A 25,776-nucleotide genomic window follows, 5' to 3' on the forward strand; every position below is an offset into this window, starting at 1 on the left:
CTATCGCTCCCTGCTTTCACCTCAGCAATTCAAGGATCGCTTGACCAGTACGCTCGATGACATTGCGAAGCCCCTCAAGCGTATGTTCCCCCATATGCCCAATCCGAATCGTCGATGACTTGAGCTTACCATATCCGCCGCCGATCACGTAGCCGGCCTTCGCGACTTCCTTCACGATCGCGTCGCCGTTCAACTTCGGCGTGAGTGCGATGCAGGTGACCGTAGCACTGCGCGCCCCCTCCGGCGCGTAAATACAGAACGGCTCCCCGGTCTGCTCGCGCAGCTCGGCCACCCAACGCTGCGTGCGCTCGGCCATGGCCTGATGACGCGCCCAGCGGTTCTCGATGCCTTCGGCGGCGATGTATTCGCCCTGGACGGCGGCCGCGTAGAGCAGCGACAGCGCCGGCGTGTTGGGGGTCTGGTTCTTGTGGATGTACTGCTCGAACTCCACGAGATCGAAGTAGAGGCCGCGCCCGCGAGTCTGCTTGGCTTCCTGAATGAAGCGCTCACTCGCCACGCCGAACGCCAATCCGGGCGGAAGGGCCAGTGCCTTTTGTGAGCCCGTGAGCACGAAATCGAGGTTCCACTTGTCGGTCTCCACCGGCGCGCCGCCCAAGCCGGTCACGGAGTCGACGAGGATGCTCGCGCCGTGCTTCTGCACGACCTTGGTGAGGTCTTCGAGTTCGGTAAGCGTGCCGGTGCTGGTTTCGCTGTGCACCACGGTCACAGCGGCGAAGCGACGGCGGGCGAGCGCGTCGTCGACATACTCGAGCGGCACGGGGCGATGCCAGTCGCCGCCCACGATGTGCGTGTCGCGGCCGCAGGCCTGCGCGATGTTCGCGAAGCGCTCGGAGAAGGCGCCGTTCACGAGGCTCAGAATGGGGCCGGGGCGCGCGCAGCGGATGGCGGCTTCCATGAGGCCCGTCGCCGAGCTGCTGCTCACGTAGACGGGGCGCTGCGTGCGGAAGATGGGCTTGAAGGTGGCCTGGATGCGCGCGAACAGCTCTTCGAATGCGGCACCACGGTGCGGCAGCATGGGCTGCAGCATCGCCTCGAGTACTTCCTGGCGGACCTCAGTGGGTCCCGGGAGAAAAAAGGTGCCGGTCACCGGATCTTTCATGAAAAGAGGAGTTCGTCGAGCTCGCTGAAACTCTTGGCTTCGTGGTCGGCGACCTTCACGACGGCCTCGCGTCGCGCGACGCCGGTGTAGGCGATGAACTCGTCGACGACGCCGCGCACGGCGGCGTCGGTGCTGCCGTCGCCGATCATCACGATGGGTTTGCGCAGCGCGAGCTGCTGCACGACGAGTGGCTTGCCGCGCTGGGTGGCGAGGGGCTGATCGCCATCGAGCTTGCTGAAGGTGCCGTCTACGTCTCTCGCAAGACTCACGGCGTGTACGCGGTGGCCCTGAATGCCGAGCCGGATGGCCATGGGCATGATGCTGGGGCGGAGGCCGCCGCTCAGCAGGTGGACGTGCACGCGCGCGCTGTGGAGGGCGTTGATGAGCTCCACGACGCCGGGCTGCATGGCCTTGTTGTAGGCGTCGGCGAGGCTCAGGAGCTCGCCGGCGGTGGGGCGAATGCGCTCGAGGCGCCTCGTGTAGACGGCGTCGATGGGGAGCTCGCCATTCATGGCCTGCTCGGTGAGCGCGGCGCTTTCGGCGGCGACTTCAGGGCCGCGGAGCTGCGCGAGCCAGTCGATGCCTTCGATGGCGGCGAGGGTGGAGTCGACGTCGAACACCACCGTCTTGAAGCGGGGTTCGCGGAGCTGGATGCTGACACTCATGGTGCTTCGCTCACAGCACGTTGCCGGGGGCGAGCAAGCCGAGTGGGTCGAGCTCGTGCTTGAGGGCACGCATGACGCGCTGCTGGGTGTCGCTCATCTGCAGGGGGAGCCAGCGGCGCTTGAGCTTGCCGATGCCATGTTCGGCGGCGACGGTGCCGCCCATCTGGATGACTTCCTTCAGAGTTGCGTAGACGACCTGCTCGATGCGCTTGAGTTCATCGGCGTCTTGCGCGATGAAGTTCTGATGCGGATGGCCGTTGCCGGCGTGGCCGTAGGCGATGCCGAGCGGGATCTGCGCGTCGCGGGCAAAGGTGCGGGCGATGCGGAGCGCGTCGGCGAGGCGCGCGTAGGGCACAGCCCAATCCGTGCTCACCTTGCGGCCACCGAACGGGCGGCGGGCGGCGCCGCGCTCATTCATGGTGGCGGGCACGGCGTGACGCATGCGGCGCGCTTCGAGCTGGCTGCTGGGCGTGTCGTAGACTTTGATGTCTTCGGTGAGCGCGTGGTGGGCTTCGGCGAGTTCTAGCCAGGCGTCGAGGGGGAGGTCGTCGTCGCTGTTCGGACGGCCGGTTTCTTCGGTGTAGACCATCGCGTTCGCCGTGCTCGCCCAGTGTTGGGAGCCTTCGGCGGTTCTGGCGATGGTCATGGCCCCCTGGTCGAAGTACTCGAGGCACCTCGGGTTGATGGCCTGGCTTTCTCTGGCGGCTACGACGAAGGCGAGCGCGTCCTCTTCCTTTTCGAAGGGGATGATGAGACCTGAGACTTGAGACGGGAGATCGTGGAGTTGGAGCTCGGCTTCCACTACTACGCCGAGCGTGCCTTCGGAGCCGACGAACCAGTCGACTGGGTCGTGGGCGATGGGGTAGCCGACGGTGTTCTTTTCGAGCTGTGGCCTTCTGAGCTCGATGAGGTCGCCGTTGGCGAGGAGGACTTTGAGGGCTTTGACGTGCGGACGGGTGGCACCGTAGCGGTACGACCTGGCACCGCTCGCGTTGCAGGCTATGGCGCCGCCGATGGTGCTTTCTTCTTCGCTTGTGGGATCGGGGGTGAACAGCAGGCCGTGGGCTTCTGCTGCTCGGCGCACATCCGCCACGATCGCGCCGGGGCCAACAACAACTGACTTGGTGCGCACATCGACTTCGTCGATGTGCGCGAGACCACGGAGACTAAGGAGGACACCGAGGTCGGTGATGCTGGCGCCGGTGGTGGAAGACTGGAGACCGGCGGGGGTGACGGGGGTCTTGTTAGCCGTGGCTGCTTTCAGCAGCTCGGCCACCTCTTCGATGCTGGTGGGACGTGCGACGTGCTCCGGGACCAGGTAGAGGCCGGAGGCATCCTTGCTGTGGGATTCTCGGATGTCTTGGTCGGACGTCAGCATTGAGACTTGAGACGGGAACGGCGGAAAGACGTACTGCGGGAAGAAGAACAGCGGGAAGACGTACTGCGGGAACGGCTTGGTTACTTCTTGTGGCGCTTCCTCTTGAGTGCGGCCAAGAGCCGCGCGGCATTCGTCGGGCTCTCCAGGAGATGAACGGTCTCCTTGTGGCCGGCGAGTTCCTTCTTCAACTGCTGTGTTGCGGCTCGGGCTGATCGCATTCTAATGGAATCGGAATGGGGTTTGGCCAGCATGACGCCGCCCGCCATCGCGTGCGCGATCTGCTCGCGGGTGGCACTCATGGCGAGCATGGCGCGGATCAGCAGGTCGAGCGAAACGGACGGATCGCCGGCTTCCATTTTGGCGATGCGTGATTGGCTCGAGCCGAGCCGCTTGGCGAGGGCAGCCTGGGTGAATCCGGCCTCGAGGCGCCGCTCCTTGCAGGCTCGGGCCATGGACAGGCGCATTTCGATCAGGGCGCTTTCTTCCTCGCTCAGGTCGAGGAATTCGGCGACGGTTCCGACGGTGAATCCGGCGGCGGTTAGCCGGACCTGCTTTTCCCTGTCGATCGCGTCCATAAGGGATTATATGTCAAAAATGACATAAAATCAATGTTTGATGAGGTTTCTCGTCGCAGGCTCTCGGCGATATTTGACGAGCTATAAGGTATGATATATCATTCATTACAATATTCTAAGACTGATATATCATACCTATGCCAACCATAGACATTCTCCCCCTTCGACTCCGGCAGTCCATGCGCTTGCTTGGGCGAGGCATCAGCGTGGCGCGGCGCCGGCGGAAGCTCACGGCCAGCATGGTGGCTGAGCGCATCGGGGTGGGGCGCCAGACGTATCAGCGCGTGGAGCTCGGGGACCCGACCGTGGCGATGGGGACCTACGTCATGGCGCTGTTTGTTCTCGGTCTCGAGTGGAATGGGCTCGAGAAAAGCGTCGATCCGCAGGCGGACGATGTCGGTACGGCATTGGACCTTGAGGATCTTCCCAAGAAGGTGCGTCCGAAGCGGACGCCGCGGCCCAAGTAGCGCGTGGCTATATCACGAAAGACATCGATCACTCAACGCCGACTGGACGTCCTGGTGGGTGATGTGCTGGTCGGCCAGCTGCGGTTCACGCACGAAGGGCGCCGGGAGCATGCCGCGTTTGCGTACGCGCCCGAGTGGCTCGCCGATCCGGCGCGCTTCGAGATCGACCCGACGTTGCCGCTGGTGGAAGGCGCGCAGTTCCCTCCGCATGCTGATGCGGCGGATGCCTCACGATTTCATGGGGTCATCGCCGATACCGAGCCGGATGGCTGGGCACGGCGCGTCATCCTGCGCGATCACGCGAAACGACGCCAGGTCGCGAGAGCCGAGGGTGCCGATCTGCCGCCGGTAGCAACGGCGCTGGATTTCCTGTTGGCGGTCGATGATCACGCGCGTGTGGGTGCCCTGCGTTTTCGCGATGAAGACGGTGTCTGTCAGCGAGCGCTGGAGCCCGGACGGCGAACGGCTCCCCCGCTCATCGAGTTGCCTGATTTGCTGCGGTCGACTCGGGCGGTTGAGCAGCAGTCGGAGACGCTCGCTGATCTTGCCTATCTCCGGGGACGCGCGACGTCGTTAGGGGGTATGCGCCCCAAATGCAGCGTTCGCGATGAGACCTGGGGCCTCTGTCTTGGCAAGTTTCCGAGCGTGTCCGACGAGCGCTCGTACACGAAGGGTGAAGTGCTCGCGCTGCAGCTCGCTCGCCGCGCGGGCATTTCGGTGGCGGATGCGCGGCTTGTGGACAGCGATGGTGTACCGGTGACGCTCGTGCGCCGTTTTGATCGCGTGTGGGATGAGGCCACGCAGACCGAACGGCGGCTGCTGTACGTATCGGCCGCCACCCTGATGGGGCTCGCGCCAGATGACAGCGGCGAGCACGCCTACACGGAAGTGGCCGATGTCATTCGGCAACGCAGCGCGGATGCCATGGCCGATCTTGAGGAACTATGGCGTCGCATCGCCTTCTCCATCCTGATCACCAACGTGGATGATCACCTCCATAACCATGGATTCCTCCATGTGGAGGGTGCCCTCTGGCGTCTTTCTCCGGCGTTCGATGTGAACCCGTTCCCCGATCGGGTGCGCGAGCTCAAGACCTGGCTGAGCGAAGAAGCCGGCCCGGCGGCATCCGTCGATGCCCTGATGAACATCGCACGCTACTTCAGCCTGTCGACGAATGCGGCGAAGCGTGTGCTCGGAGAGGTTGCACGCGCGGTCGATGCGTGGCGCCGCGTGGCATCAGACCTGGGCTTCACCCGCGCGGAGATCGACGCGTTTGCTGATGCGTTCGAGCATGAGGAGCGGGACGCGGCGAGGCGGGCTACTGCGTCGGCTCTCGGGTAGTACCGCGTCTACGCCGCGAACATCTGCTGGAGGACGGTCAGAACTTTGGTCATGGTCGCGGGGGTCAGGGCGCCCAGGCGTTTTCCGAGCCGCTCGTCGTCCACGGTGCGAATCTGGTCGGCAACGATGTGACCGGCCTTTCCATCAAAGCGGCATGCCACCCGAAATGGATATGGGTGGCTGCCGCTTGTCAGCGGTGCCACGATGTAGGTGCCCATGTGCGCATTCAGCTCGTCGGGCGAGACTACGACACACGGACGGGTCTTTCGAATCTCTCGCCCACGCGTCGGATTCAGCTCCACGAGATAGACATCGCCACGCTGGACCCGAGACCGGGTCACCATGTCCACTCCTCATCATCGAACTTGGTGTTCGACGGCGGATCGATCAGCGGCGACGGACCAAAACGGGCGGCGGCCTCGGCCCAGCCTGCCCGGGGGGACTGTACCGCTGTGACGATCAAGGCGCCGGCCTCCGCCCGGATCTCCACCTCGTCCGTCAAACCGGCCTCTTCCAGCAGCGGCTTCGCGAGCCGCAGGCCACGTGAATTGCCAATCTGAACCAGTCGTGCGCGCATCGAAGCCTCCGGCTTAGGTAATTACAATGTAAATACTACTCGGCTCGGTGTGAAGCGGGCGACCGGTACTCCGAAACACTGATCTGAGGGAACCCCGCTACCTGCGACGCGTGCTCCACTGTCATGCTGATTGGATTACCGACCTGATCGAGATCGAGGTACACGTTCTCCCCAATCTCACGCGTTTCTGTCACGGCGACGTCATCGCTTGAAAACTCCAGCAGCGCCGTGTCGGTCTGGGTGAAATACCTGATGCGCACGGCCGCGCCTACTCGTCGCGGAAGTGGACGACGCTCGCACTCAGGATATCCGGCAGCTCGAGGAGCGCCTTGCGGGTCTCCTCGCTCACCTCACCGTCCACACTCACCGCGGCCAGCGCATCGCCGCCCTGCGCGAGACGGGCCTGGTGATACTCGGCGATGTTCACGTGGCGCTCGCCGAGGAGCGTACCGACGCGCCCGATGACTCCGGGGACGTCGTGGTTGGTGAGGATGAGGAGCGTCTGGCGGGGGTTCACATCGACGTGGAAGCTGCCGATGCGCGTGAGGCGTGGGGTCACGCCATCGAGGGCGACACCGGCCACGGCGAGCTGCTGCATGCCGCCGGCGAGGGCGACTTCGATGCCTCTTGGCCCAAGCTCAGTGGTTTCGGCGACGCTGAGTTCGATGCCGCGGGCTTCGGCGAGGTTGCGGGCGTTGATGAGGTTGAGGCGATCGGTTTCGATGACGCCCTCCAACAGCCCCACCGCGGCGCTCGCGAGGAGCGGGCCGCTGGCGTGCGCGTAGTCGGCGCCCACGCGGAGGGCCAGACGGCGCACGGCGCGCATGCCCTGGTCGGCGAGCACGGCGCGCGCGACCGCAGCAGCGCGGCGGGCGACGGTCATGGCGCTGGCAAGGCTGGGCCACTCGCCGGTGGCGCCGGCGGCGACGTTGAGGCTCTTGCTCAAGTCGTTGTGCAGCAGCGCGTCGCGCACAGCGAGGCACACGTCGCGGCTCACGTTGCGCTGCGCCTCGACCGTATTCGCGCCCAGGTGCGGCGTGAGGACGATGTTGGGCGCCTTGCGGAGCGGATGATCGGCGCTGGGCGGCTCCACGGTGAAGACATCCATCACGGCGCCGCGGAGCTGGTCGGCTTCGAGCGCAGCGACGAGCGCGTCTTCGTCGATGATGCCACCTCTTGCCATGTTCACGACGACACTGCGCGCGGGGAGGCGACCGAGTTCGCGCTTGCCGATCATCCCCTTGGTTTCGTCGTTCAAGGGGACGTGCAGCGTGAGCACGTTCGTTTCGGCGATGAGCGCGTCGAGCGTGGCCATGCGGCGCACGCGGAGCGCGGTGAAGCGTTCGTCGCTGATGTACGGATCGTACGCCACGACATTCATGCCGAAGGCGTGCGCGCGCGTGGCGACTTCGCTGCCGATGCGGCCGAGTCCGACGATGCCGAGGGTTTTGCCCTTGAGCTCGCGCCCCATGTAGGAGTTGCGATCCCAGCGGCCGGCCTGCATGCCGGTGTGCGCCTTGGGGATCTGGCGCAGCAACCCAATCACCGCGCCGAAGAAGAGCTCGGCCACCGCAATGGTGTTGCCGGCGGGGGCGTTGATGACGGCGATGCCGAGGCTGGTGGCGGTGTCGATGGCGACGTTGTCGACGCCGACGCCGGCGCGGCCCACCACCTTCAACTTCTTGGCGGCCTGTAGCAACTCGGCGCTGATGCGCGTGGCGCTGCGGCCGACGATGGCGTCGTAGTCGCCGATGCGCGCGAGGAGCTCGTCCTTGGGGAGCGTGGGGAGTTCGTCGACCTGCAGGCTGGGTTCAGCGGTGAGGAGGACGACGCCTTCCTGGTCGACTTCGTCGGTTACGAGGACACGGTATTGGGACACTGGCTTCTCTATTGGCGCGTTGGCGGGGAGCTCGCTTCGAAAGCTAGTGGAGCTGAACGGCTCGCACAGAGGGCACAGGGGGCCACAGCGCACACAGGGAACAGCTTCAAAAAATTGAATGCTGTTCCCTGTGATCGCTGTGGCCCTCTGTGTGCTCTATGCGAGCTGTTCGGCGGTGCTAGGCCCCGAGTGTTCGACGGAGGGCGTCGCGCAGGGCGACGAGCATTTCGTTGCTGGCGGCGGGGGAGTCGTCTCGCACGTTGAGCTCCACGCCGTCGGCGATCGCGAGGCGTCGCCAGGTGGCTTCGGCGGGGATGTCGCGCCGGCCGTTGCCGTCCATGTGGAGTTGCAGCGCGGGGGCGAGGCTGGCGGCGACGCGGCGCTCGAGGGCGTCGCCGGTCGTCTCCTTCATTTCGGCCTTGATCGCGTCGAGCGTTTGTCCCTCACGCTGACGGATCTTGATGGCGAGCAGCTGCAGGAGATGCCGATAGCCGTACGTGGCGGCGGTGCCGGCGCCTTCGGGGCGGTCGAGGAGGCCGTTCGCGACGTAAAACCTGACGGCGCGCGCGGAGGGCATGGCTCTCGCGCTGGCGTTCGTGGGTTTGACGCCGGCCGAGTCGACTAATGCGGCGGCGTGTGCGGCGAGGCCCCTAGCGTTGAAGGGGGCGTGCTTGGCGTGGGCTCTTAGGAGCGGGACTGGGGACTCGGCCATGCCCGAATATATGGCGCGAGTTCTTGGTCTGCTTTGGGACTGCGTGCGGAAGCCTGTACTGCGGAAGCTGGACTACGGGAGCTGGACTACGGGAGCTGGACTGCGGGAACTGCTTGGGTGGCGCGGAGGAAATCCCTTGGGTTCTCCTCGTGGGGGAGGTCGCCGGACTCTATGGCGGTGAAGGTGGCGTGTGGAAACGCTTCCCTCACCTGCGGGGACTCCTTGTAGGGGGTTTGGGCGGCTTTGGTGCCCCAGATCAGGTGGAGGGGACATCTGATCGCTGGCTCGGACGATCTCAGATTGGTGTTGAGACGCATGCCTACGAATGCGGCGGGGGCGTAGCGGGCATTCGGGTGATTCGCGGCCTGCCAGAAGAGACTGATGGCTTCTGGGGTGAGGCAGGCGGGATTGCTGTAAATGTCCTTCAGGAAGAACTGGATGCTGGGGCGCGACACGAGTGCCCGGAACAGCGCGGTGCCGGGGACTTTGCTGCGGAAGAGGCGTTCGACGGCGTGATTGAGGGCGCTGCCGGGTTCGTACAGCCTCGAGATGCCGGCGGGGCCGATGGCGGTGATTTCGCTGAAGAGACCGGGATGGGCCGCTTCGGCGGCCATGATGTACGAGGCCCCCAACGAACTGCCGAAGGCGATGGGCGCGCGACCGATGACATCGCTCGTGAAGTCGCTGACGAGATCGATGTAGAGCTGCGCGGTGTACTTGAGCGGCGGGCGGTCGCTGGCGCCGAAGCCGAGGAGGTCCAGGGCGTAGGCGGGGCCGTTGCCTTCGCGCTCGCTCAGGGGGCCGAAAACAAAACGCCACTCCGCGCTCCACGCCGCGGCGTGGATGGAGTGGACGAAGAAGAGCGGCGTGTTGGAACTTTGCTCATCGCCTCGGACGACATACGCAATCTGATGGCCGCGCCAGCGATATTCGCGGCGTTGTCCCCCAAGGGGGTTCGGGAGCGGGACGTGCGGAAACACCAGCATGCGTCCTCCGCAAAGCACCGATCGCGCTAACCGTGCCGACTCGCCTGGCCGCCCGTGTGACACTCCCCAGTATCACCCACCACCCACCGGAACGACCAGACGATTGTGTCGGCACGGTCGCGCGACCGTGTTCCTTCGGTCCTGCTAGTCCTTCGCCGAGGTGGCGAAGGCGGTCTTTACGCCGCAGGCATTGGCGTGCTGGGCGATCACGGCCAGGTCTACGGGTTTCTCCAAGAAGTGCAGCGCACCGAGCCGGAAACTCGCCTGACGGTTGGAGTCATCGGGGTACGCGGTCAACACCAACACCGTGGCATCGGGGGACAGCATCCCGGCCAGGGCCATCACCTGCAGGCCACCGTCGCGCTTCCCGCCGAGGCGGAGATCCGTGACGATGAGATCGAAGCGCTGCGAGCGCAGGCGATCGAGCGCTTCCGGTAAAAGCTCGGCGGCCGTTACAACGTTCCCTTCGGTCTCGAACAGCTCGACCAGAACGTCGCGGATGGACTGTTCGTCCTCGACGACCAGGACCGACTTGGTTGCAGTTTCCGACTTCATGCCAAGCGCTCGTGCGAGAAGGGTGCCATGGCTGGGCAATTTCTTAAGCTATTGACTCAATTCAGCTTACGGATTTTTGGCCTCGTCATTTGCTGTACGAAAAGACTCCAATTTTATCGTGTCGACTGATTTTCGGGCGGCGGAAAGTCGGTTGTGACTGACTTGCGGAGGGGCGGAGGGGCGGGGGGACGGAGAACTGCGCGTTGGTCCTCCGATGCCCCGATTCTCCGTTGCTTCCAATTGCTGTTTCCAGCGAACTCTACTCCAAGCCGTACTTGCGGAGCTTCTCCAAAAGCGTGCTGCGGGCGATGCCGAGGAGTTGGGCCGTCTTGGTGCGGTTGTCGCCGGTGGCGTTGAGGGCCACGCGGATGGCGTCGCGCTCGGCGGCTTCGAGGGTGCGGGGCTGCTCGGGCCTGGTGCTCGTCACGGCCGGCTCGGGGCTGCCCGGAAGGCCGAGGTGGACGACATCGATGATGCCGCCATTGGCCAGGATCGCGGCGCGCCAGAGGGTGTTCTTGAGCTCCCGGATGTTGCCGGGCCAGCGATAGGCGACGAGGGACTGCTCGGCTGACTTGGTCAGCCTCGCCGACTTGGGGAGGAAGGCCTCGGCCATGGGGAGGATTTCTTCGGGCCGGGCTCTGAGTGGGGGGAGGGTGAGCGTCAGGACCTGGAGGCGGTAATAGAGGTCGGCGCGGAAACGGCGCGCCTCCACGGCATCGGTCAGCGGCTGGTGGGTGGCGACGATCACCCGGGCGTTGCTGCGCAGGGTTGTGGTGCCGCCCAGCCTTCTGAACGTGCGCTCCTCCAGGACCTTGAGGAGGCGGGGCTGCACGTCGAGGCCCATTTCGGCGATTTCGTCCAAGAACACGCTGCCCTCGCCGGCGACTTCCAGGAGGCCGCGCTTGGCGGCCTTGGCGTCGGTGAAGGCGCCTCGTTCGTGGCCGAACAGTTCACTTTCGAAAAACGTACTCGAAAGACTGGCGCAGTTAATCTCGACGAACGGGGAACTGTTCCGGGTCGAACGATCGTGGATCTGGCGCGCGATGTAGCCTTTACCGGTGCCGGTTTCGCCCTGCAGGAGCACCGGGGCGTCGGCGTTTTTGGCGGCGAGCTCGATGAGGTCCTGGAAGGTGGGCGCGAGACTCGGCGACGCCTGGCCGGTGGGGCGGCTTTGGGCGCGGAGGACCGCGACCTCCTGGCGGAGGCGGCCGGTTTGGGCGGCGCGGTTCACGGCGGCTTCGAGCGCTTCGAGGTCGACGGGCTTCTCGAGCAGGTCCACGGCGCCGCGCTGCATGGCCTTTACGGCGGTCTTCACATCGGCGAAGCCGGTGAGGACGATGATGGCGAGGTCGGGGTCGTCGGCCTTGAGCGCTTCGAGGGCCACCCCGCCGTCGGCGTCGGGGAGGCGCAGATCGAGGAGCACCACATCCGGCGCATGCTCGGCGGCGAGCTGGCGCCCTTCGGTGGCGGTGCCGGCGCCGCGGGCGGTGTGGCCGAGGCTTTCGAAGAAATCGACGAGGGTATCGCGGACCGTTTCGTCGTCGTCGACGACGAGGATGGAGAGGGCCATGGGCGCGCCCTCAGGTCGCGGGGCTGGGCGGCAGCGTGAGCGTCAGCGTGGTGCCGTGCTCGGGGGAGCTGTCGATGCCGATGACGCCGCCGCGTTCGTCCATGATGCGCTGGCAGAGGGCCAGGCCGATGCCGGAGCCGCTCGCCTTGGTGGAGTAGAAGAACTCGAAGACGTGCGGGAGCACCTCGGGCGGGATCGCGGGGCCGCCGTTGGTGAGGCGCGAGCGCCAGCCGCCATTCGGGAGCGCGTGGCCGACCAGGATGATCTCGCTCCCCTCGGGGGCGTGGTCGCAGGCGTTCACGAGGATGTTGCGGCACACCTGCCCGAGCTGGTTCGCGTCGAGCATGCAGTGCACGGGGTGCTCGGGGCGCGTGCGCCGGAGCACGAGGTGCTTGGCGTCGAGAATGGCGCGCTCGCCCTCGAGGATATCGTCCCACACCTGCTCGGGGTCGCCGGCCTGGAGATGCACGGCGTTGGGGCGGCCGAACTCGAGGAGGCTGGTGACCATCTTGTTGAGCCGCTCCACCTCACGCAGGATGCGCCCGACGTTCTTGTCGACGACGGGATCGTCCTTGAAGCGGTACTTCATGAGCTGCGCGGCGCTCGAGATGCCGAAGAGCGGGTTGCGCAGTTCGTGCGCGACACCGGCCGCCACTTCACCAATAGCCTCGAGGCGGCGCTTGCTCTCCACGCGGTGCACGAGCCAGGCGCGCTCGATGGCAACGGCCGTCTGCGCAGCAATAACCGCCACGACCCGCTCGGCTTCTTCGAGCGCCTGATCGGTCTCGATGGGGAGCGCATACAGCGTGAGCGCCCCCAGCACGGCGTCCGCACTCATGAGCGGCGCGGTGAGCTCCAGGCCGTCGTACGTGGGGACGCGCACGACCTGGCTGCCGGCGAGCGCGTCGAGCCAGATGGGGAGGAGCTGCCGCTCGAGATCTTCGGTGTCGCGGTCGCCGTAGCCCTGGCGATGCGTGATGGACATCTGGCCGGTTTCGTCGTCGACGAGTGCGATGACGAAGCCGGTGGAGGGCACGGCGCGGCGGAGCTGCTGCGCGACTTCGGCGTAGACGCGGTCGAGCGCGATCGCTTCGGCGAGGGCGATGCCGGTGGCGATGAGTGCTTCACGCGAGCGATGGCTCGGCGTGATGTCGACGGTGCTGAAGACGAAGCCGGTGATGTCGCCATCGGTCTCGATGGCGGTGACCTGCATGAGGAAGACCCGCTCCTCGGTGGGGGAGTTGCAGGGGAACTCCCAGCGCACGAGGGAGGTCTGCCGCTCCCGAAGGAGGGTCATGGCGCGCTCGATCTGCGAGCGCGAGGCGTCGTCGGCGACGCTCGAGAACACTGAGCACCCGATCACCGCGTCTTCGGACGCGATGCCGGGTGCTCCGTTATCCTCGGCGAACCGAGACCAGGTGCTGTTCGCTGCGGTGATCCGGCCGTCGAGGTCGACCGACCAGATCGTGAAGGGGAGCGAGTCGAGCAGCCGCCGCGAGAACGGCGGCTGCTCGGTGGTGATGTTCACCCGTGGTTACTTCCGCTTCGCGGCCTTTTTCGCCGGCTTCTTGGGAGCGGGCTTCCTGGCGGCGGGCTTCTTGGCGGGCGCCTTCTTGGCCGGCTTGGCGGCCTTCTTGGGCGCGGGCTTCGCGGCCTTCTTCACCGGCTTGGCGGCCTTCTTGGGGGCAGCCTTCTTGGGCGCCGGCTTGGCGGCCTTCTTGGGAGCGGGCTTGGCGGCCTTCTTGGCGGGGGCCGCCTTCTTGGCCGGCGCAGCCTTCTTGGCGGCCTTGGCGGGCGCCTTGGCCGGAGCCTTTGCGGGAGCCTTGGCAGCCTTGGCTGGAGCCTTGGCCGGGGCAGCCTTCTTCTCGGCCTTGGGCGCGGGCTTTTCGGCCTTGGGGGCGGGCTCGGGCTTGGCGGCCTTTGGCGCCTTCGGCGCCTTGGCCGCCTTAGGGGCGGAAGCCTTTACTTCGGAAGCTGGAACTGCGGGAGCTGGAACCTCGGCAACCGCGGCGGGCGCGGCCGGCTCCGCCGGCGCGGCGGGGGCGGGCTTTTCGGCCTTGGGCTTCTTCACGGGCTTGGGGGCACCCGGGTTCTTGGGCGGACGGCCGGGGCCGCGGCGCACGATGGGGCGACCGAAGAGGTCGTCGTCATCGTCGTCGTCGCCCATCAGGCCGTCGTCGTCGAAGCCGTCGATCTCGTCGTCGTCTTCGTCGTCGTCATCATCGTCGTCGGTGCTGTCCCAGAGGGAGTCGCCTTCGTCCGAATTGATGCCGTAGCCGTCATCCTCGTCATCGTCGTCGTACGACGAACCGTAGCCCCCCAGATCGTCCATGTCATCATCGATCAGATGGAGCTTTTCCAACTCGTCGCCACGCGGCATGACCGCCTCCGTACCAGCAGTTAGTGAGGGTGTGCGAAAGGACTCGCACTCAACAGCCTGCTATTACTAGGACCGGGGCCAAGAGTCAAGTTCCCTCAACGAGGTCCAGATTTACGATCGGGCTTGGGACGCCGGATGAGATCGGGCTTCGGACCTCGGTTGACGTCCGGTTTCGGACCTCGAGATCGGGCGCTGACTTCTGAGGTCGGACTTCGGAAGTCGGCGACCGATCTTGAATTCCGATGCCCGACTTTGGCTGAGGTCTGAGGTCCGACCCTGCGGGGTTAGAGGCGGGGGACGCCCTCGACCCTTCCCTCGGCGATGACGGCGGCCAGCGCGGCATACACCCGCCCATCCACCAGCTTGTTCACCTGCCCGCGCAGGTAATCCAGCGTGGTTTGCGCGGTCATGGGATCGCGATAGGCGCGCTTGCTGGTGAGGGCGTCGAAGGCGTCGGCGGCGGTGAGGATGCGGCCGCCCAAGGTGATGTCCTCGCCGGCGCGGCCGTAGGGGTAGCCGCTGCCGTCCCAGTGTTCGTGGTGGTCGCGGACGTAGTGCAGGACCTCGCCCAGGTGGCTCAGGGGCTGGAGGATGTCGAGGCCGATCTTCACGTGGTCCTTTACGTGGGCGAACTCTTCGGCGGTGAGGGGGCCGTTCTTGTTGAGCACCGCTTCGCTGATGCCGATCTTGCCGACGTCGTGCAGGCGGCCGGCGAGGTGCACGCGCTCCTGCGTGTGCGGGTCGAGGCCGAGTTCCTGGGCGATGGCGGCGCCGAGTTCGGCGACGCGGTGGGAGTGGCCGCGGAGGTAGAGGTCCTTGGCTTCCATCGCGTTGATGAGCGAGTCGGCCACGCTCACCGTGAGGTCGCGCAGGGCTGCCTTTTCGCGCTCGAGCTGCGCGGTGCGGATGGCGACTTCTTCACGAATGAGACGGTCGATGCTCTTCCGTTCGAGCGTGCGGGTGCGGCGCTCGAGGGCGCGCTCCACGGCGTTCTGCAGGTCGGGGAGTTCGACGGGCTTCGTGAGATAATCAAAAGCGCCGCTCCCCAGCGCTTCGGTGGCGCTGGCGGCGTCGTTGACGGCCGTGAGCATGATGATGCCGAGGTTTTCGTCGGCATGGAGCGCGCGCGGCACGACTTCGAGGCCGGAGAGGCCGGGCATGCGCAGGTCGCAGAGCATGAGCGCGTACTGCTCGCGGCCCAGCTGTTCGAGGGCGCTTTCGCCGGAGTCGGCCAGATCCACGGTGTAGCCGCGGCTCTTGAGGAACCGGCTCAGGGCGAGGCGGATGGTGCTTTCGTCGTCGACCACGAGGATTCGCCGCAGCGTGTCGGTGACGAGCGCGGCGCCGGCCGCTTCGATGGCGCGGACGGATTCGGGGGTGGGGGCAGTGGCAGTCATGAGGGCGATTCGACGAACGCAGGCGTGCTGGCAAGCACCGGCAAGTTGAGCTGGAAGGTCGTGCCGACGTCGGGCTCCGACTCTACGCTAATGCTGCCGCCGTGGGCGTGCACGATGCCGTAGCTCACACTGAGCCCGAGACCGGTGCCGAGACCCGCGGGTTTGGTACTGAAGAACGGCTCGAAGATGCGGCGCTTGACCTCGGCGCTCATGCCGCGGCCGGTGTCGTGCGCGAGGATGTGCACCTGATCGCCACTCGTGCGCGTGGAGAGCGTGAGCACCCGCTCGAGACGGCCCTGCATGGCGAATTCGGCGTTGCTGATCATGTTGAGCAGCACCTGCTGCAACTTCTGCTCGTCGCCGCTGACCTTGGGGGCATTGGGATCGAGCTCGAGCGTCACCTTCACGCCGGCCTGCCGCAGCGGATACGTGCGGAGGCGCACGACCTGTTGCAGCATGGCGTTCACATCCACCGGCCCGAAGCCGCGATCGGTCTTGCGCGCAAAGAGGAGCAGGTCGCGAATGACGCCCTTGGCGCGATCGCTTTCCTGCTTGATGAGCTGCACGCTTTCGCGCTGTTCCTCGCCCAGCTCTTCTTCGAGCAGGATCTGCGCGAACGCCGAAATGCCGGTCAGCGGATTGTTGATCTCGTGCGCGACGCCAGCGACGAGTTCGCCGAGCGCGACCATCTTTTCGGTGTGGCGCAGCTGTTCTTCGACGTGCCGGTCCTGCGACACATCGCGCACGCTGACGACCTGGCCGAGGATATCGCCAGTGTGCCCGCGGAGTGGCGCAATGCTTACGGCGGCAGGGAACTCCGCGCCGTTCTTGCGGCGATGGATGTCGTGCGAGATGCGCACGCCGGCTTCGACAATGCCGGAGCCGGCGTCGAGCCCTTCGCGCGTGTCGGCGCCCACGACGAGATCCTCGAACTTCATTTCCATGAGCTCCGGCTGCGTCCACCCGTATTCGCGCGCGGTGGCGGGGTTGGCGTAGCGGATGCCGCTCTGATCGAGAATGAAGATCGGGTGATTGATCGTGGTGAGGCCGGTGGCGAGGAGATGCTCGCGTTCACGCGCGAAGCGTTCTTCCTCGTCGAGCAGCATGGCGTCGAGGGAGAGCGTGAGGGGCGTGGCCACGTACTCCAGCGCACGGCCGAGGCGTTTGAGGGTACGCAGGCTCGTGTCGCTCGCGAGGACGCGGAGTTCGCCGATTTGATGACCGCGCGACGCCAGCGAGAGGACGCGGAGTGGATCGCTCGTCTCGGGGGGCTGCTCGACGCCCACATAGTATTCGAGCGCGCCGTTGGCGGCGATGTATTCGAGGTGGCCGTCGCGGGCGCGACTTACGCCGAGGGCGAGGCCGCGCACGGGGAGCGCGCGCGCGAGCACATCGAGGAGCTGCTGCGCGCCGGGCACGAGCTGCGTGGCGTGAATGGCGACGCGCCCGAGCGCCGCCGAGAGTTCGGCGCGGCGGCGTTGGCGGCGTTGCGCGGTGACGAGGCGCGCGGCTTCGGCGGCGGTGGCGGCGTGGCCGGTGAGGACGGCCACGAGAAAGAGATCTTCGCCGTCGAAGGCATGCCCGGGGGAGGCGACGAGGCGCAGCACGCCGGCGCCGTGGCGCATGTCGCGCACCGGAGCGCAGAGCTCGGTGGTGCCGGCGGGGGCGTCGGGATGCGGGGTGAGCCGCGTGGCCATGTGGGCGACACCGCTGTCGCCCACGGCACGGACCAGCTCGAGATCGAGCGTGTCGGCGTCCGCGGGGTCGAGTGGGGTGCCGACGCGTACGACGCGATCGATGCGCTCCCCGCGGAACCGATAGAGCTCGGCGACGTGGCAGGGGAAGACGAGCATGGCCGCGTCGGCCACGGCGCGGGCCAGCCCATCGCCCACGGTGGCGTGCGCGAGCTGCCGCGCCAGCTGTTGCTGGGCGCGTACCAATTCGGCCAGTCGATGGCCAGAGCGCTCGCGATACTGTCGCGGTTCGGTCACGTGCTCCCGACAGGGGTCCCCGGAATTGACGCACCGGGGGCACACGACGTCGCGCACGCGGCCCGGGCTGGTCTTCCCAGTTGATAGACCCTACCGCGCGGGCCAAGTGCCGGCAATCAGGGTTTTTGCTGATGGCCGGCCTGGCGGTTCGTCCCTGCGATTGGACGGGGGCGCCAACCGGTGGGGCGGCTTACTTGCCGCCCCGGGCCTCGGCGGCGGTGCGGTCGATTTCCGCCTTGTGCATGTCGTACTCCGGCTTCTTCGTGGCGAGCTGGGCGTCCAGCACCTTCAGGAAGAGCGCGTCGAACGTCTTGATGTCGGCCGCCTTGTTGGCGAGGCGGGCCGCATGGGTCGCGAGCATGAGCCCCAGCAGGTTCTCGGGCTCGGCCTTGAGGATGGTGTCGGCGTGGGCGGCGGCGACGGCCGCATTGCCGAGCATCTCGTTGATCTGGCCGAGGTGGTAGCGCTCGTCGATGCTCTTGGTTTCGAGCATCTCGTGCGCGGCGAGGGCCATGGGGGCGAAGAAGGCCGCCGAGTCGGCCTTGCCGGCCTGGACGTACGCCATGATGCGACCGTAGAGGCGGTTGGCGCGCTCGTTGGGCGACATGTTGGCGATGTCGGGGGGGGCGGCGCCGCTGCCGCCGTTGGCGAAGGGGGCTGCCATGCCTGGGGGGGCGGCGGCTTCGCTTGGCTTGGGCTGGGTGGTGGCGAGGTAGGCGGAGCCGGCGATGAGGCCGGCGAGGCCCAGGAGCCAGGGGAGGGCGGTGGCGGAGGACTTGGCGCGGGTGACGAGGGGGGCGGGGGGGGCGGTGTCCTCGTCTTCAACTGCGGAAGCCTGTACGGCGGAAGCTGGGACTGCGGGAGCTGGGACTGCGGGGGCTGCGGCGCCTACTTGGTGGCCGCAGGCGTGGCAGAACTTGGCGGTGGGCGAGAGGGGGGCGCCGCACTCGCTGCAGAACTTGGGGGCCGGGGCTGTGTCGGTCATGGCAGGCGGAAGGTACTACAATACAAGCGTCTCGGAACACTCAGCCCTCTCCCTGTGCCTACTCCCAGTCGCTCGCTCGTTCCTGCCAATCTCGAGGGTGCCTCGACGGCCGACATTCTGGAGTTGGCCGAAGCGCAGCAGGTGCGATTCCTTCGCCTGCAGTTCACGGACATTCTGGGCGTCATCAAAAACGTCGAGATTCCGTCGTCGCAGTTCAGGAAGGCGCTCAAGGGCGACATCATGTTCGACGGCTCGAGCATCGCGGGCTTTGTGCGCGTGGAAGAGTCGGACATGCTGCTCGCGCCGGATCTGAGCACGTTCCAGATCTTTCCGTGGGGCGATCCGGCGGCGCGGGTGGGGCGGCTGATCTGCGATATCACGATGCCCGATGGGTCGCCGTTTGCGGGCGATCCGCGCGGCGCGCTCAAGAAGCAGCTGGGGCTCGCGAAGGCCCAGGGCTACGTGATGAACGCGGGGATGGAAGCGGAGTTCTTCCTCTTCAAGCCCACCGCCGATGGCCGGCCCGCGACCGACACGCACGACAGCGGCGGCTACTTCGATCTCGCGCCGATGGATCAGGGCGAAGATGCGCGGCGCGCAATTGTCGATGCGCTCGAGCAGATGGGCTTTGAAGTGGAAGCGGCGCATCACGAAGTGGCGCACGGGCAGCATGAGATCGACTTCCGCTACGCCGATGCGCTGCGCACGGCCGACAACATCGCGACGTTCCGCTTCGTCGTGAAGCAGGTCGCGCGGCAGTTCGGGTTGTATGCGTCGTTCATGCCCAAGCCGGTGTTCGGACAGAACGGCAGCGGCATGCACACGCATCAGAGCCTCTTCGCCAATGGGCAGAACGCGTTCTGGGACCCGCAGCGCGAATGGGCACTGAGCAAGACGGCGCTGCACTACATCGGCGGCCTGCTGCGCCACGCGCGCGGGATGACGGCGGTCACCAATCCGCTGGTGAATTCGTACAAGCGGCTGGTGCCGGGCTTTGAGGCGCCGGTGAACGTGGCGTGGAGCATGCGGAACCGGTCGCCGATGATCCGCGTGCCGGAGCGCCGCGGGTCGGGGACACGGCTCGAGTTGCGTACGCCGGACCCGTCGGCGAATCCGTACCTGGCGCTCACGGTGATGCTCGCCGCCGGCCTGGATGGGCTGGCCACCGAGGCGGACTGGCGCGAACCGGTGAACACGAACATCTGGGAGCTGTCGTACCGGGAGCGCCGCCGGCTGCGCATTGACGACCTCCCGACGTCACTGTCGGAAGCGTGCGACGAGCTCGAGAAGGACGATGTGATCTGCGCGGCGCTGGGGGAGCACATCACGCAGCAGTTCCTGGCGGCCAAGCGTGCGGAGTGGGAGGAGTACAACCAGCAGGTGACACGCTGGGAGATGGATCGGTATCTGCCGCGGTACTAGCACCGCACGTTCTCCGTTCCTCCGCTCCACCGCCCCTCCGCGGTGCAGGCCCAGCGATTCGTCCGGCTTCGCTGTACCTGCCATGCGGAGCAGCGGCGATGCGGAGCAACGGAGGGGACATTTGGGGATTACTTTCTCATGATGCGATCACTTTTCTCGAACGTCGTGCCCGGCCCGGATGCGGTGCTGGACCAGAAGTATCCGTTCGTGCTGCCTGACCTCGGTTATGCCGCCACGGCGGTGGAGCCGGCGGTGGACGCGCAGACGATGGGGATTCATCACGACAAGCATCACGCGACGTACGTGACGAATCTCAACAAGGCGCTCGAGAATCAGCCCACGCTGCATGACCGCACGCTGGGGCAGCTGTTGCTCGGGTTGCATCGCGTGCCGCCGGCCGTGCAGACGGCCATTCGCAACAATGGCGGCGGGCATGCGAATCACGCGCTCTTTTGGAAGCTGCTCTCGCCCGGTGGCGCCACGGCGCCGACGGGGCGGTTGGCGGAGATGGTGAAGCGCGAGTTCGAATCGCTCGACGCGCTCAAGGCACAGCTCAAGGCGGCCGGCACGGGGCAGTTCGGCAGCGGCTGGGCGTGGCTGGTGAAGACGGCCACGAACCGGCTCGCGATTCGCGGGCTGCCGAATCAGGATTCGCCGCTGCTCGAAGGCGAGCTCCCGATCGTGGGGATCGATGTGTGGGAGCATGCGTACTATCTCAAGTACCAGAACCGGCGCGCGGATTACCTCGACGCGGTGCTGGGGCGGATCAATTGGGATGTGGCGTCGGCGCAGGTAGCCGGCTAAGCGAAACCCGCAACAACCCAGAACCCGAAACAACCCACGACCCACCACCAAAAACCCGGAACCCAGAACTGATCAGTTCTGGGTTCCGGGTTTTTGGTTGTGGGTTCTGGGTTTTTACAAGCCGATGGGGAAGCGGTATTGCCACACCACCCCACGCCCGCCGAGCAGGAACGTGAGACCGGTGGGGTCCGGGCGTGGGCGGAGGACGTGGTGGTCGTCTTCGAGCACTTCGGCGTAGGCCACGCTGCCGTCGCTGCCGAAGACGCAGAGGACGCTGCGGTGCCAGTTGTTGGCGGCGTTGTAGACCGCGGCGAAGGGGCCCTTGGGGTCGTTCGTCAGAAAGGCGGCGGCGACGACGTGCAGTGGGGCGACGAGCGCGGGCGCCTGAAAGGTGCGTACCGGTGCGAGGAGCGAGTCGTACACGCTGATCGTGGTGCCGGCGGAGCTCACGAGATACGGGCGCTCGTTCGCGGCGACGACAGGCGTCATCACCGGCTCGATCCAGCTGCCGGTGGGCAGCGTGAGCGCGGCGAGCGTGCTGCCGCTGGGGCCGATGAGGTTGAAGGTGCTGTCGCTCGTGCCGAGGAGGTATTCGCGCGTGCTGCCGCCGATCCAGTTGGCGCCGAGGAGGGCGCGGCCCTTGGTGCGGCGGCTTTTGATCTTGCCGGTGGCGAAGTCGAGGATGGCGATACTGTCGCTGCCGGAGACGATCACGGCGGGGCCGTCGGCGAGATCGGCGATGGCGATGGAGCCCATGTTGCGCACGTCGCCGTCGTAGCGCCACACGAGTTCACCGGTGGGGGAGAGACGCGCGGCGCTGGGTTTGCCGAACTGGCCGCTCACCACGACGCCGGCGACGTGACCGCTGTCGTTGATGATGGCGTGCACCGATTCCATCGCGACTGGCGACGGGAAGCATTCAGCGGTGGCGTCGGTGGAGGCGATGCGGCAGAACGCGTCGCCGACGGCGAGCATGCCGGTATCGGCGGGGCCCTGGGCGAGCCCCCAGACGGCGCCGAGGCGGGAGTCGGCGCCGTACCGGGTCAGTTCGGGTTTGACGCGCGCCACGTCCACGTGGGCGGCTTCGAGCGTCTTCGGGACGCTCAGGCTACTGTCGCCGCAGGCGGCGAGGGGCAGGAGCAGGACGGCGAGCACGACAGGAAAGCGCATCGCGCGAATATCGCGGTTGGGCTCGCCGACACAAGGGACGGGCGTCGGAGGCGCGGGGCTCTCGCGGCCTTGCTATGTTCCGGCATGCACGCCATCACACGCTCCCGCTTGCTCCGTGGCACGCTTGCCGCGGCCCTGCTCGCCCTTCCCGCTACGCTCAACGCGTGGGGTGATGCGGGGCATCGCATCATCGGCCTCACCGCAGCGCAAGCGCTGCCGGCCGACATGCCGAAGTTCTTCCGCGATGCGGCGGAACAGCTGAGCTATCTCAATCCGGAGCCCGATCGCTGGAAGGATCGCGCCGAGTCGCAGCTCGAGCCGGCGCTCAATGGTGGGACGAGCCCGGATCATTACATCGATATGGATCTCATCGATCTGGGCGCGCTCGACAAGGCACTCGCCGCGCCGCATCGCTGGGCCTTCTCCGATTCGCTCCGCCCACTCGGCGTGGGCGCCGACAAGATGGGGCTCCTGCCGTACACGATTCTCGAGCACACGTCCAAGCTGCGTGAAGACTTCCGTCTGTGGCGCATCGCGCCCAACGATTCGGTGCGGAAGTGGATCGAAGCGCGTATCATCGATGACGCCGGCCTGCTCGGCCACTACGTGGCGGATGGCTCGAACCCGCATCACACCACGAAGCATCACAACGGCTGGGTCGGCGACAACCCGAAGGGGTACACGACCGACAATCGCTTCCACTACCGCTTCGAGTCGGCGTTCGTGCAGGCGCACATCAAGGCGCCCGATGTGAAGGCCGCGATGACGCACGCGCCGCAGACGTTCCCCGCGCTGCGGCCGGCGGTGCTGGCGTATCTCAAGGAGTCGTACAGCCACCTCGAGGAGTTGTATCAGCTCGACGGCAAGATGCAGTTTGCGCCCGAGCAGGCGACGCCGGAGCAGAAGGCGTTCGCGGTGGCGCGGCTGGCGGCGGGAGCGGAAATGCTGCGGGATCTGTGGTACACGGCGTGGGCGACGTCAGGGAAGTAACCCGCCAACCCCAAACCTTATGACCCCGAACCCCAAACTGATCAGTTTGGGGTTCGGGGTTTTAGGGTTTGGGGTTCTTGGGTTTTTGGCTTCTATCTTCTGGCGTGTCTCGTATCGTCCTGTGCTCCTGGGGGTCCTTCGGGGACCTGAATCCCATGCTTGGCCTTGCCACTGCCCTGCGCGCGCGGGGGCATGTGCCGGTGCTGGCGTTGCCGCCGTACTATCGCGCTGTATGCGAAGCGCTGGGGTTTGCGTTCGTGGGGCTCGAGCCGGATGCGGATCCGGAGAAGGACGCGGCGATGGTGCGGCGGGTGATGGATCCGCGGCGCGGGGCGGAGGTGATCTTCCGCGAGGTGCTGATGCCGGCGCTGGCGCAGCAGTACGCCACGTTGCGTGAGTTGGCCGACGATGCGGACCTGCTGATCAGCCACCCCGGTGTTCCGGCGGCGCCGATCGCGGTGGCGAAGACGGGGGTGCGCTGGGTGTCCACGGTGCTGGCACCGCTGTCGTTCCTGTCGGCATACGAGCCGGTGATTCCGCCGGTGGCGCCGTGGCTGCGGTATCTGGGTTACGATCGGCTCGCGCGCTTTGCGGACTGGATGGCGGGCGGCGCGCGACTGGTCGCCGACAAGTGGGTCACGCCGGTGTACGAGCTGCGCGCGTCGTTGGGGTTACCGCGTGGTGCACATCCGGTGTTCGAGGGATCGCACGCGCCGTCGGGTGTGCTCGCGATGTTCTCGCGGGTGCTGGCCTCGCCGCAGCCGGACTGGCCGCCGAACGTCACGATCACGGGGCAAGTGCGCTACGACGTGGCGCACGGCGCGGCGCTCACGCCGGCGCTCGAGACGTTTCTCGCGGCGGGCCCGCCACCGATCGTGTTCACACTCGGCTCATCGGCGGTGGAAGTGGCGGGGACGTTCTACGAACACAGCCTCGCCGCCGCGCGACGACTTGGCCGTCGCGCTGTGCTGCTGGCGGGGCGCCAGCGGACTGCGTCGCTGGCAGCGCGTGCGGCGCGCGAGGCGGGCGACGCCGCGCCTGATGTGATGGTGGTGGAGTCGGCGCCGCACTCGCTGCTCTTTCCGCGCGCGGCGGCGGTGGTGCAGCAGTGCGGCATTGGCACCGTGGGCACCGCGCTGCACGCGGGCGTCCCCATTCTGGCCGTGCCCTTCGCAAACGATCAACCCGACAATGCGTGGCGCCTCGAGCGCCTGGGCGTGGCGCGCACGCTGTACCCCAACCGCTACACGCCGCGGCGGGCGGCGCGTGAGCTGGAGGTGCTGCTCGGCATGCGCTCCTACTCCGAGGCGGCCGCGCGCGTGGCGGAGCAAGTGCGCGCGGAGGACGGAGCGGCGGCGGCGTGCGAGGTGATCGAGGGGGTGCTGGAGGGCAACCCAAAACAACCCACAACCCATGACCAAAAACCCGAAACCCAGAACTGATCGGTTCTGGGTTTCAGGTTTTTGGTCATGGGTTGTGGGTGGTTCTGGGTTTTGGGTTGTACTGGGTTAGAAGGGTTTTTCCAGGCTTTCGCTTTGCGGCGTGAAGAGCTCGGCGCCGGCTTCCGTGATCACCATGTCGTCTTCGAGGCGAATGCCGAATTCACCCGGGATGTAGATCCCGGGCTCGTCGCTGAAGACCATGCCGGGCTTGAGGGGCAGTGTGTTGCCCTTCACCAGGTACGGCCACTCGTGGCCGTCCATGCCCATGCCGTGGCCGACGCGGTGGCTGAAATACTTGTAGTCGGGGCCGAAGCCGGCGTCGACGATGACCTTGCGTGCGGCCGCGTCGACGGCTTCGCAGGGGAGGCCGGGGCGGGCGGTCTTCACGGCAGCCGTCTGCGCACGGTGTTCAATCTCGAACACATCCTTCATGCGCTGCGTGGGTTTGCCGAGCACGAAGGTGCGGGAGATGTCGCTGGCGTAGCCTTCGACGCTGCAGCCGCCGTCGATGAGCAGGATGCTCCCTTCGCGCACGACCTGCGGGGTGGCGCTGCCGTGCGGAAGCGCGGAGTACTTGCCGACCTGCACGCCGGCGGAGCCGGTGTAGCCGAGCTGTTTGTGCGCGAGGCGCACGAGGTCGGCGAAGTCGTTCTGCGTCATCCCTTCCTTGAGGGACTTGTACGCGGCTTCGTAGGCCTTGAGCGTGACCGCGCTCGCGTGGCGCATGAGGGCGAGTTCGTGCGCGTCCTTGATGGTGCGACAGCCGGCGGTGATGGGCGTGCCGCTCACGACTTTGACATTCGGGATGTGCGCGGCGTTGTCGGCAAAGACGAAGCGCACCGTTTCTTCGGCGCCGATGGTGGCGGTGCTCAGGCCGCGCGCCTTGAGCCCCTGCGCGATGAGGGCGTAGGGGCTTTCGTGTTCTTCCCACGCGTACACGGTGGCGTCTTTGCCCAACGGGCCCAGATGCGCCTGCTCCATCGCGCGTTCTTCTTCGAACTTGGGGGTGACGAGGAAGGGCGCGCCGGTGGCGGGGATGATCGCGGCCAGGAGCCGTTCGCTCAGGCCCCAGCTGATGCCGGTGAAGTACATCATGCTCGTGCCGCCGGTGAGCATGAGGGCGTCGATCTTGTTCTCCTTCATGAGACGCCGCGCCTTCTCGAGGCGGCCGCGGCGCTCGTCCACGCTGATGGGGACGACGCCGTCCTTCATGGGCTTGAGGGCGGCGATGGCGGGGGGGAGGACCGGGGGTTGAGGAGCGTCCTCGGCGTGCAGCGCGTGTGGGGCGAGCGCGGCGCCGGCGGTGAGCGTCAGTGACGTGGAGAGGAAATCACGTCGAGACGAGTGCGTGGGCGAGATGGACATCCAGA

The 25,776-nt window shown here is 66.6% G+C and carries 25 protein-coding genes; 6 read left to right on the plus strand and 19 right to left on the minus strand.

All coding sequences use genetic code 11. From position 1 onward, the window contains the following. Positions 1-16: 16 nt before the first annotated feature. From K2R93_02985 to K2R93_03000, 4 genes are all read right to left on the minus strand, one after another. Positions 17-1,120, minus strand: coding sequence for an alanine--glyoxylate aminotransferase family protein (locus K2R93_02985; protein ID MBY0488786.1), 1,104 nt, complete (start codon positions 1,118-1,120; stop codon positions 17-19). Next, positions 1,117-1,785 (minus strand): HAD-IB family phosphatase, encoded by a 669-nt coding sequence (locus K2R93_02990; GenBank protein MBY0488787.1) that lies wholly within the window; start codon positions 1,783-1,785, stop codon positions 1,117-1,119. Before K2R93_02990 ends, K2R93_02985 begins: the two co-directional genes overlap by 4 nt. A gap of 10 nt (positions 1,786-1,795) precedes the next feature. Continuing rightward, positions 1,796-3,163, minus strand: coding sequence for an FAD-binding oxidoreductase (locus tag K2R93_02995; protein MBY0488788.1), 1,368 nt, complete (start codon positions 3,161-3,163; stop codon positions 1,796-1,798). Positions 3,164-3,243: 80 nt separating this feature from the next. Further along, a complete protein-coding gene (locus K2R93_03000) occupies positions 3,244-3,729 on the minus strand; it encodes a helix-turn-helix domain-containing protein (protein MBY0488789.1) in 486 nt (161 codons plus the stop codon). A gap of 146 nt (positions 3,730-3,875) precedes the next feature. Between K2R93_03000 and K2R93_03005 the strand changes: the two genes are divergently transcribed. Together K2R93_03005 and K2R93_03010 are read left to right on the plus strand one after the other, a co-directional pair. Then, positions 3,876-4,205, plus strand: coding sequence for a helix-turn-helix domain-containing protein (locus K2R93_03005; GenBank protein MBY0488790.1), 330 nt, complete (start codon positions 3,876-3,878; stop codon positions 4,203-4,205). 27 nt (positions 4,206-4,232) lie between these two features. Further along, a complete protein-coding gene (locus K2R93_03010) occupies positions 4,233-5,546 on the plus strand; it encodes a type II toxin-antitoxin system HipA family toxin (GenBank protein MBY0488791.1) in 1,314 nt (437 codons plus the stop codon). An 8-nt stretch (positions 5,547-5,554) separates the two neighbouring features. Here the strand turns inward: K2R93_03010 and K2R93_03015 are convergent, their stop codons facing one another. The 13 genes from K2R93_03015 to K2R93_03075 all read right to left on the minus strand — a co-directional run bounded on the left by K2R93_03015 (position 5,555) and on the right by K2R93_03075 (position 18,578). Then, on the minus strand, positions 5,555-5,890 hold the full coding sequence (locus tag K2R93_03015; GenBank protein ID MBY0488792.1) for a type II toxin-antitoxin system PemK/MazF family toxin: 336 nt from the start codon (positions 5,888-5,890) through the stop codon (positions 5,555-5,557). Further along, positions 5,884-6,123 carry a hypothetical protein gene (locus tag K2R93_03020; protein ID MBY0488793.1) on the minus strand — a complete coding sequence of 80 codons (240 nt, stop codon included), beginning with the start codon at positions 6,121-6,123 and terminating at the stop codon, positions 5,884-5,886. The genes K2R93_03015 and K2R93_03020 overlap by 7 nt, the downstream gene beginning before the upstream one ends. Before the next feature lie 35 nt (positions 6,124-6,158). Beyond that, positions 6,159-6,383 (minus strand): DUF2283 domain-containing protein, encoded by a 225-nt coding sequence (locus tag K2R93_03025; protein ID MBY0488794.1) that lies wholly within the window; start codon positions 6,381-6,383, stop codon positions 6,159-6,161. Positions 6,384-6,391: 8 nt separating this feature from the next. Continuing rightward, the gene (gene serA / locus K2R93_03030) at positions 6,392-8,002 is read right to left on the minus strand and encodes a phosphoglycerate dehydrogenase (protein ID MBY0488795.1); all 1,611 of its coding nucleotides are present in this window, start codon (positions 8,000-8,002) and stop codon (positions 6,392-6,394) included. Between the two features lie 178 nt (positions 8,003-8,180). After that, entirely contained in the window at positions 8,181-8,579 is a 399-nt protein-coding gene (locus K2R93_03035; GenBank protein MBY0488796.1) for a helix-turn-helix domain-containing protein, read from the minus strand. A gap of 221 nt (positions 8,580-8,800) precedes the next feature. Beyond that, on the minus strand, positions 8,801-9,700 hold the full coding sequence (locus K2R93_03040; GenBank protein MBY0488797.1) for an alpha/beta fold hydrolase: 900 nt from the start codon (positions 9,698-9,700) through the stop codon (positions 8,801-8,803). A 144-nt stretch (positions 9,701-9,844) separates the two neighbouring features. Continuing rightward, entirely contained in the window at positions 9,845-10,255 is a 411-nt protein-coding gene (locus K2R93_03045) for a response regulator (protein MBY0488798.1), read from the minus strand. A 259-nt stretch (positions 10,256-10,514) separates the two neighbouring features. Then, positions 10,515-11,825, minus strand: a complete 1,311-nt coding sequence (locus tag K2R93_03050; protein ID MBY0488799.1) for a sigma-54 dependent transcriptional regulator — start codon at positions 11,823-11,825, stop codon at positions 10,515-10,517. A 10-nt stretch (positions 11,826-11,835) separates the two neighbouring features. After that, the gene (locus K2R93_03055; GenBank protein MBY0488800.1) at positions 11,836-13,353 is read right to left on the minus strand and encodes a PAS domain-containing protein; all 1,518 of its coding nucleotides are present in this window, start codon (positions 13,351-13,353) and stop codon (positions 11,836-11,838) included. A gap of 6 nt (positions 13,354-13,359) precedes the next feature. Then, positions 13,360-14,205, minus strand: a complete 846-nt coding sequence (locus K2R93_03060; GenBank protein ID MBY0488801.1) for a hypothetical protein — start codon at positions 14,203-14,205, stop codon at positions 13,360-13,362. Positions 14,206-14,489: 284 nt separating this feature from the next. Then, on the minus strand, positions 14,490-15,602 hold the full coding sequence (locus tag K2R93_03065) for a response regulator (GenBank protein ID MBY0488802.1): 1,113 nt from the start codon (positions 15,600-15,602) through the stop codon (positions 14,490-14,492). Beyond that, the gene (locus K2R93_03070; protein ID MBY0488803.1) at positions 15,599-17,593 is read right to left on the minus strand and encodes a PAS domain S-box protein; all 1,995 of its coding nucleotides are present in this window, start codon (positions 17,591-17,593) and stop codon (positions 15,599-15,601) included. Before K2R93_03070 ends, K2R93_03065 begins: the two co-directional genes overlap by 4 nt. Before the next feature lie 190 nt (positions 17,594-17,783). Continuing rightward, entirely contained in the window at positions 17,784-18,578 is a 795-nt protein-coding gene (locus K2R93_03075) for a zinc ribbon domain-containing protein (GenBank protein ID MBY0488804.1), read from the minus strand. 114 nt (positions 18,579-18,692) lie between these two features. On the opposite strand from K2R93_03075, the gene glnA reads away from it, so the two are divergent. Then, positions 18,693-20,000 (plus strand): type I glutamate--ammonia ligase, encoded by a 1,308-nt coding sequence (gene glnA / locus K2R93_03080; protein MBY0488805.1) that lies wholly within the window; start codon positions 18,693-18,695, stop codon positions 19,998-20,000. Positions 20,001-20,141: 141 nt separating this feature from the next. Next, positions 20,142-20,804, plus strand: a complete 663-nt coding sequence (locus K2R93_03085) for a superoxide dismutase (GenBank protein ID MBY0488806.1) — start codon at positions 20,142-20,144, stop codon at positions 20,802-20,804. 114 nt (positions 20,805-20,918) lie between these two features. Here K2R93_03085 and K2R93_03090 read toward each other — a convergent pair whose 3' ends face one another. Continuing rightward, complete coding sequence (locus K2R93_03090; GenBank protein ID MBY0488807.1) at positions 20,919-21,974, minus strand: hypothetical protein; 1,056 nt, start codon at positions 21,972-21,974, stop codon at positions 20,919-20,921. Between the two features lie 84 nt (positions 21,975-22,058). Between K2R93_03090 and K2R93_03095 the strand changes: the two genes are divergently transcribed. Both K2R93_03095 and K2R93_03100 read left to right on the plus strand, forming a co-directional pair. After that, complete coding sequence (locus K2R93_03095) at positions 22,059-22,964, plus strand: hypothetical protein (GenBank protein MBY0488808.1); 906 nt, start codon at positions 22,059-22,061, stop codon at positions 22,962-22,964. Positions 22,965-23,068: 104 nt separating this feature from the next. Beyond that, positions 23,069-24,406 carry a glycosyltransferase gene (locus K2R93_03100; protein MBY0488809.1) on the plus strand — a complete coding sequence of 446 codons (1,338 nt, stop codon included), beginning with the start codon at positions 23,069-23,071 and terminating at the stop codon, positions 24,404-24,406. Between the two features lie 66 nt (positions 24,407-24,472). Here K2R93_03100 and K2R93_03105 read toward each other — a convergent pair whose 3' ends face one another. Continuing rightward, entirely contained in the window at positions 24,473-25,771 is a 1,299-nt protein-coding gene (locus K2R93_03105; GenBank protein MBY0488810.1) for a Xaa-Pro peptidase family protein, read from the minus strand. Between the last annotated feature and the right edge of the window lie 5 nt (positions 25,772-25,776).

The sequence above is a fragment of the Gemmatimonadaceae bacterium genome, from assembly GCA_019752115.1.
Classification (GTDB): Bacteria; Gemmatimonadota; Gemmatimonadetes; order Gemmatimonadales; family Gemmatimonadaceae; genus Gemmatimonas.

Coding starts and splice junctions, on each gene's coding strand:
- K2R93_03095 (MBY0488808.1), top strand. CDS start 22,059: ATGCACGCCATCACACGCTCCCGCTTGCTCCGTGGCACGCTTGCCGCG.
- K2R93_03020 (MBY0488793.1), bottom strand. CDS start 6,123: ATGCGCGCACGACTGGTTCAGATTGGCAATTCACGTGGCCTGCGGCTC.
- K2R93_03105 (MBY0488810.1), bottom strand. CDS start 25,771: ATGTCCATCTCGCCCACGCACTCGTCTCGACGTGATTTCCTCTCCACG.
- K2R93_03075 (MBY0488804.1), bottom strand. CDS start 18,578: ATGACCGACACAGCCCCGGCCCCCAAGTTCTGCAGCGAGTGCGGCGCC.
- K2R93_03045 (MBY0488798.1), bottom strand. CDS start 10,255: ATGAAGTCGGAAACTGCAACCAAGTCGGTCCTGGTCGTCGAGGACGAA.
- K2R93_02985 (MBY0488786.1), bottom strand. CDS start 1,120: ATGAAAGATCCGGTGACCGGCACCTTTTTTCTCCCGGGACCCACTGAG.
- K2R93_02995 (MBY0488788.1), bottom strand. CDS start 3,163: ATGCTGACGTCCGACCAAGACATCCGAGAATCCCACAGCAAGGATGCC.
- K2R93_03090 (MBY0488807.1), bottom strand. CDS start 21,974: ATGCGCTTTCCTGTCGTGCTCGCCGTCCTGCTCCTGCCCCTCGCCGCC.
- K2R93_03085 (MBY0488806.1), top strand. CDS start 20,142: ATGCGATCACTTTTCTCGAACGTCGTGCCCGGCCCGGATGCGGTGCTG.
- K2R93_03065 (MBY0488802.1), bottom strand. CDS start 15,602: ATGACTGCCACTGCCCCCACCCCCGAATCCGTCCGCGCCATCGAAGCG.
- K2R93_03050 (MBY0488799.1), bottom strand. CDS start 11,825: ATGGCCCTCTCCATCCTCGTCGTCGACGACGACGAAACGGTCCGCGAT.
- K2R93_03060 (MBY0488801.1), bottom strand. CDS start 14,205: ATGCCGCGTGGCGACGAGTTGGAAAAGCTCCATCTGATCGATGATGAC.
- K2R93_03005 (MBY0488790.1), top strand. CDS start 3,876: ATGCCAACCATAGACATTCTCCCCCTTCGACTCCGGCAGTCCATGCGC.
- K2R93_03015 (MBY0488792.1), bottom strand. CDS start 5,890: ATGGTGACCCGGTCTCGGGTCCAGCGTGGCGATGTCTATCTCGTGGAG.
- K2R93_03040 (MBY0488797.1), bottom strand. CDS start 9,700: ATGCTGGTGTTTCCGCACGTCCCGCTCCCGAACCCCCTTGGGGGACAA.
- K2R93_03035 (MBY0488796.1), bottom strand. CDS start 8,579: ATGCCCTCCGCGCGCGCCGTCAGGTTTTACGTCGCGAACGGCCTCCTC.
- K2R93_02990 (MBY0488787.1), bottom strand. CDS start 1,785: ATGAGTGTCAGCATCCAGCTCCGCGAACCCCGCTTCAAGACGGTGGTG.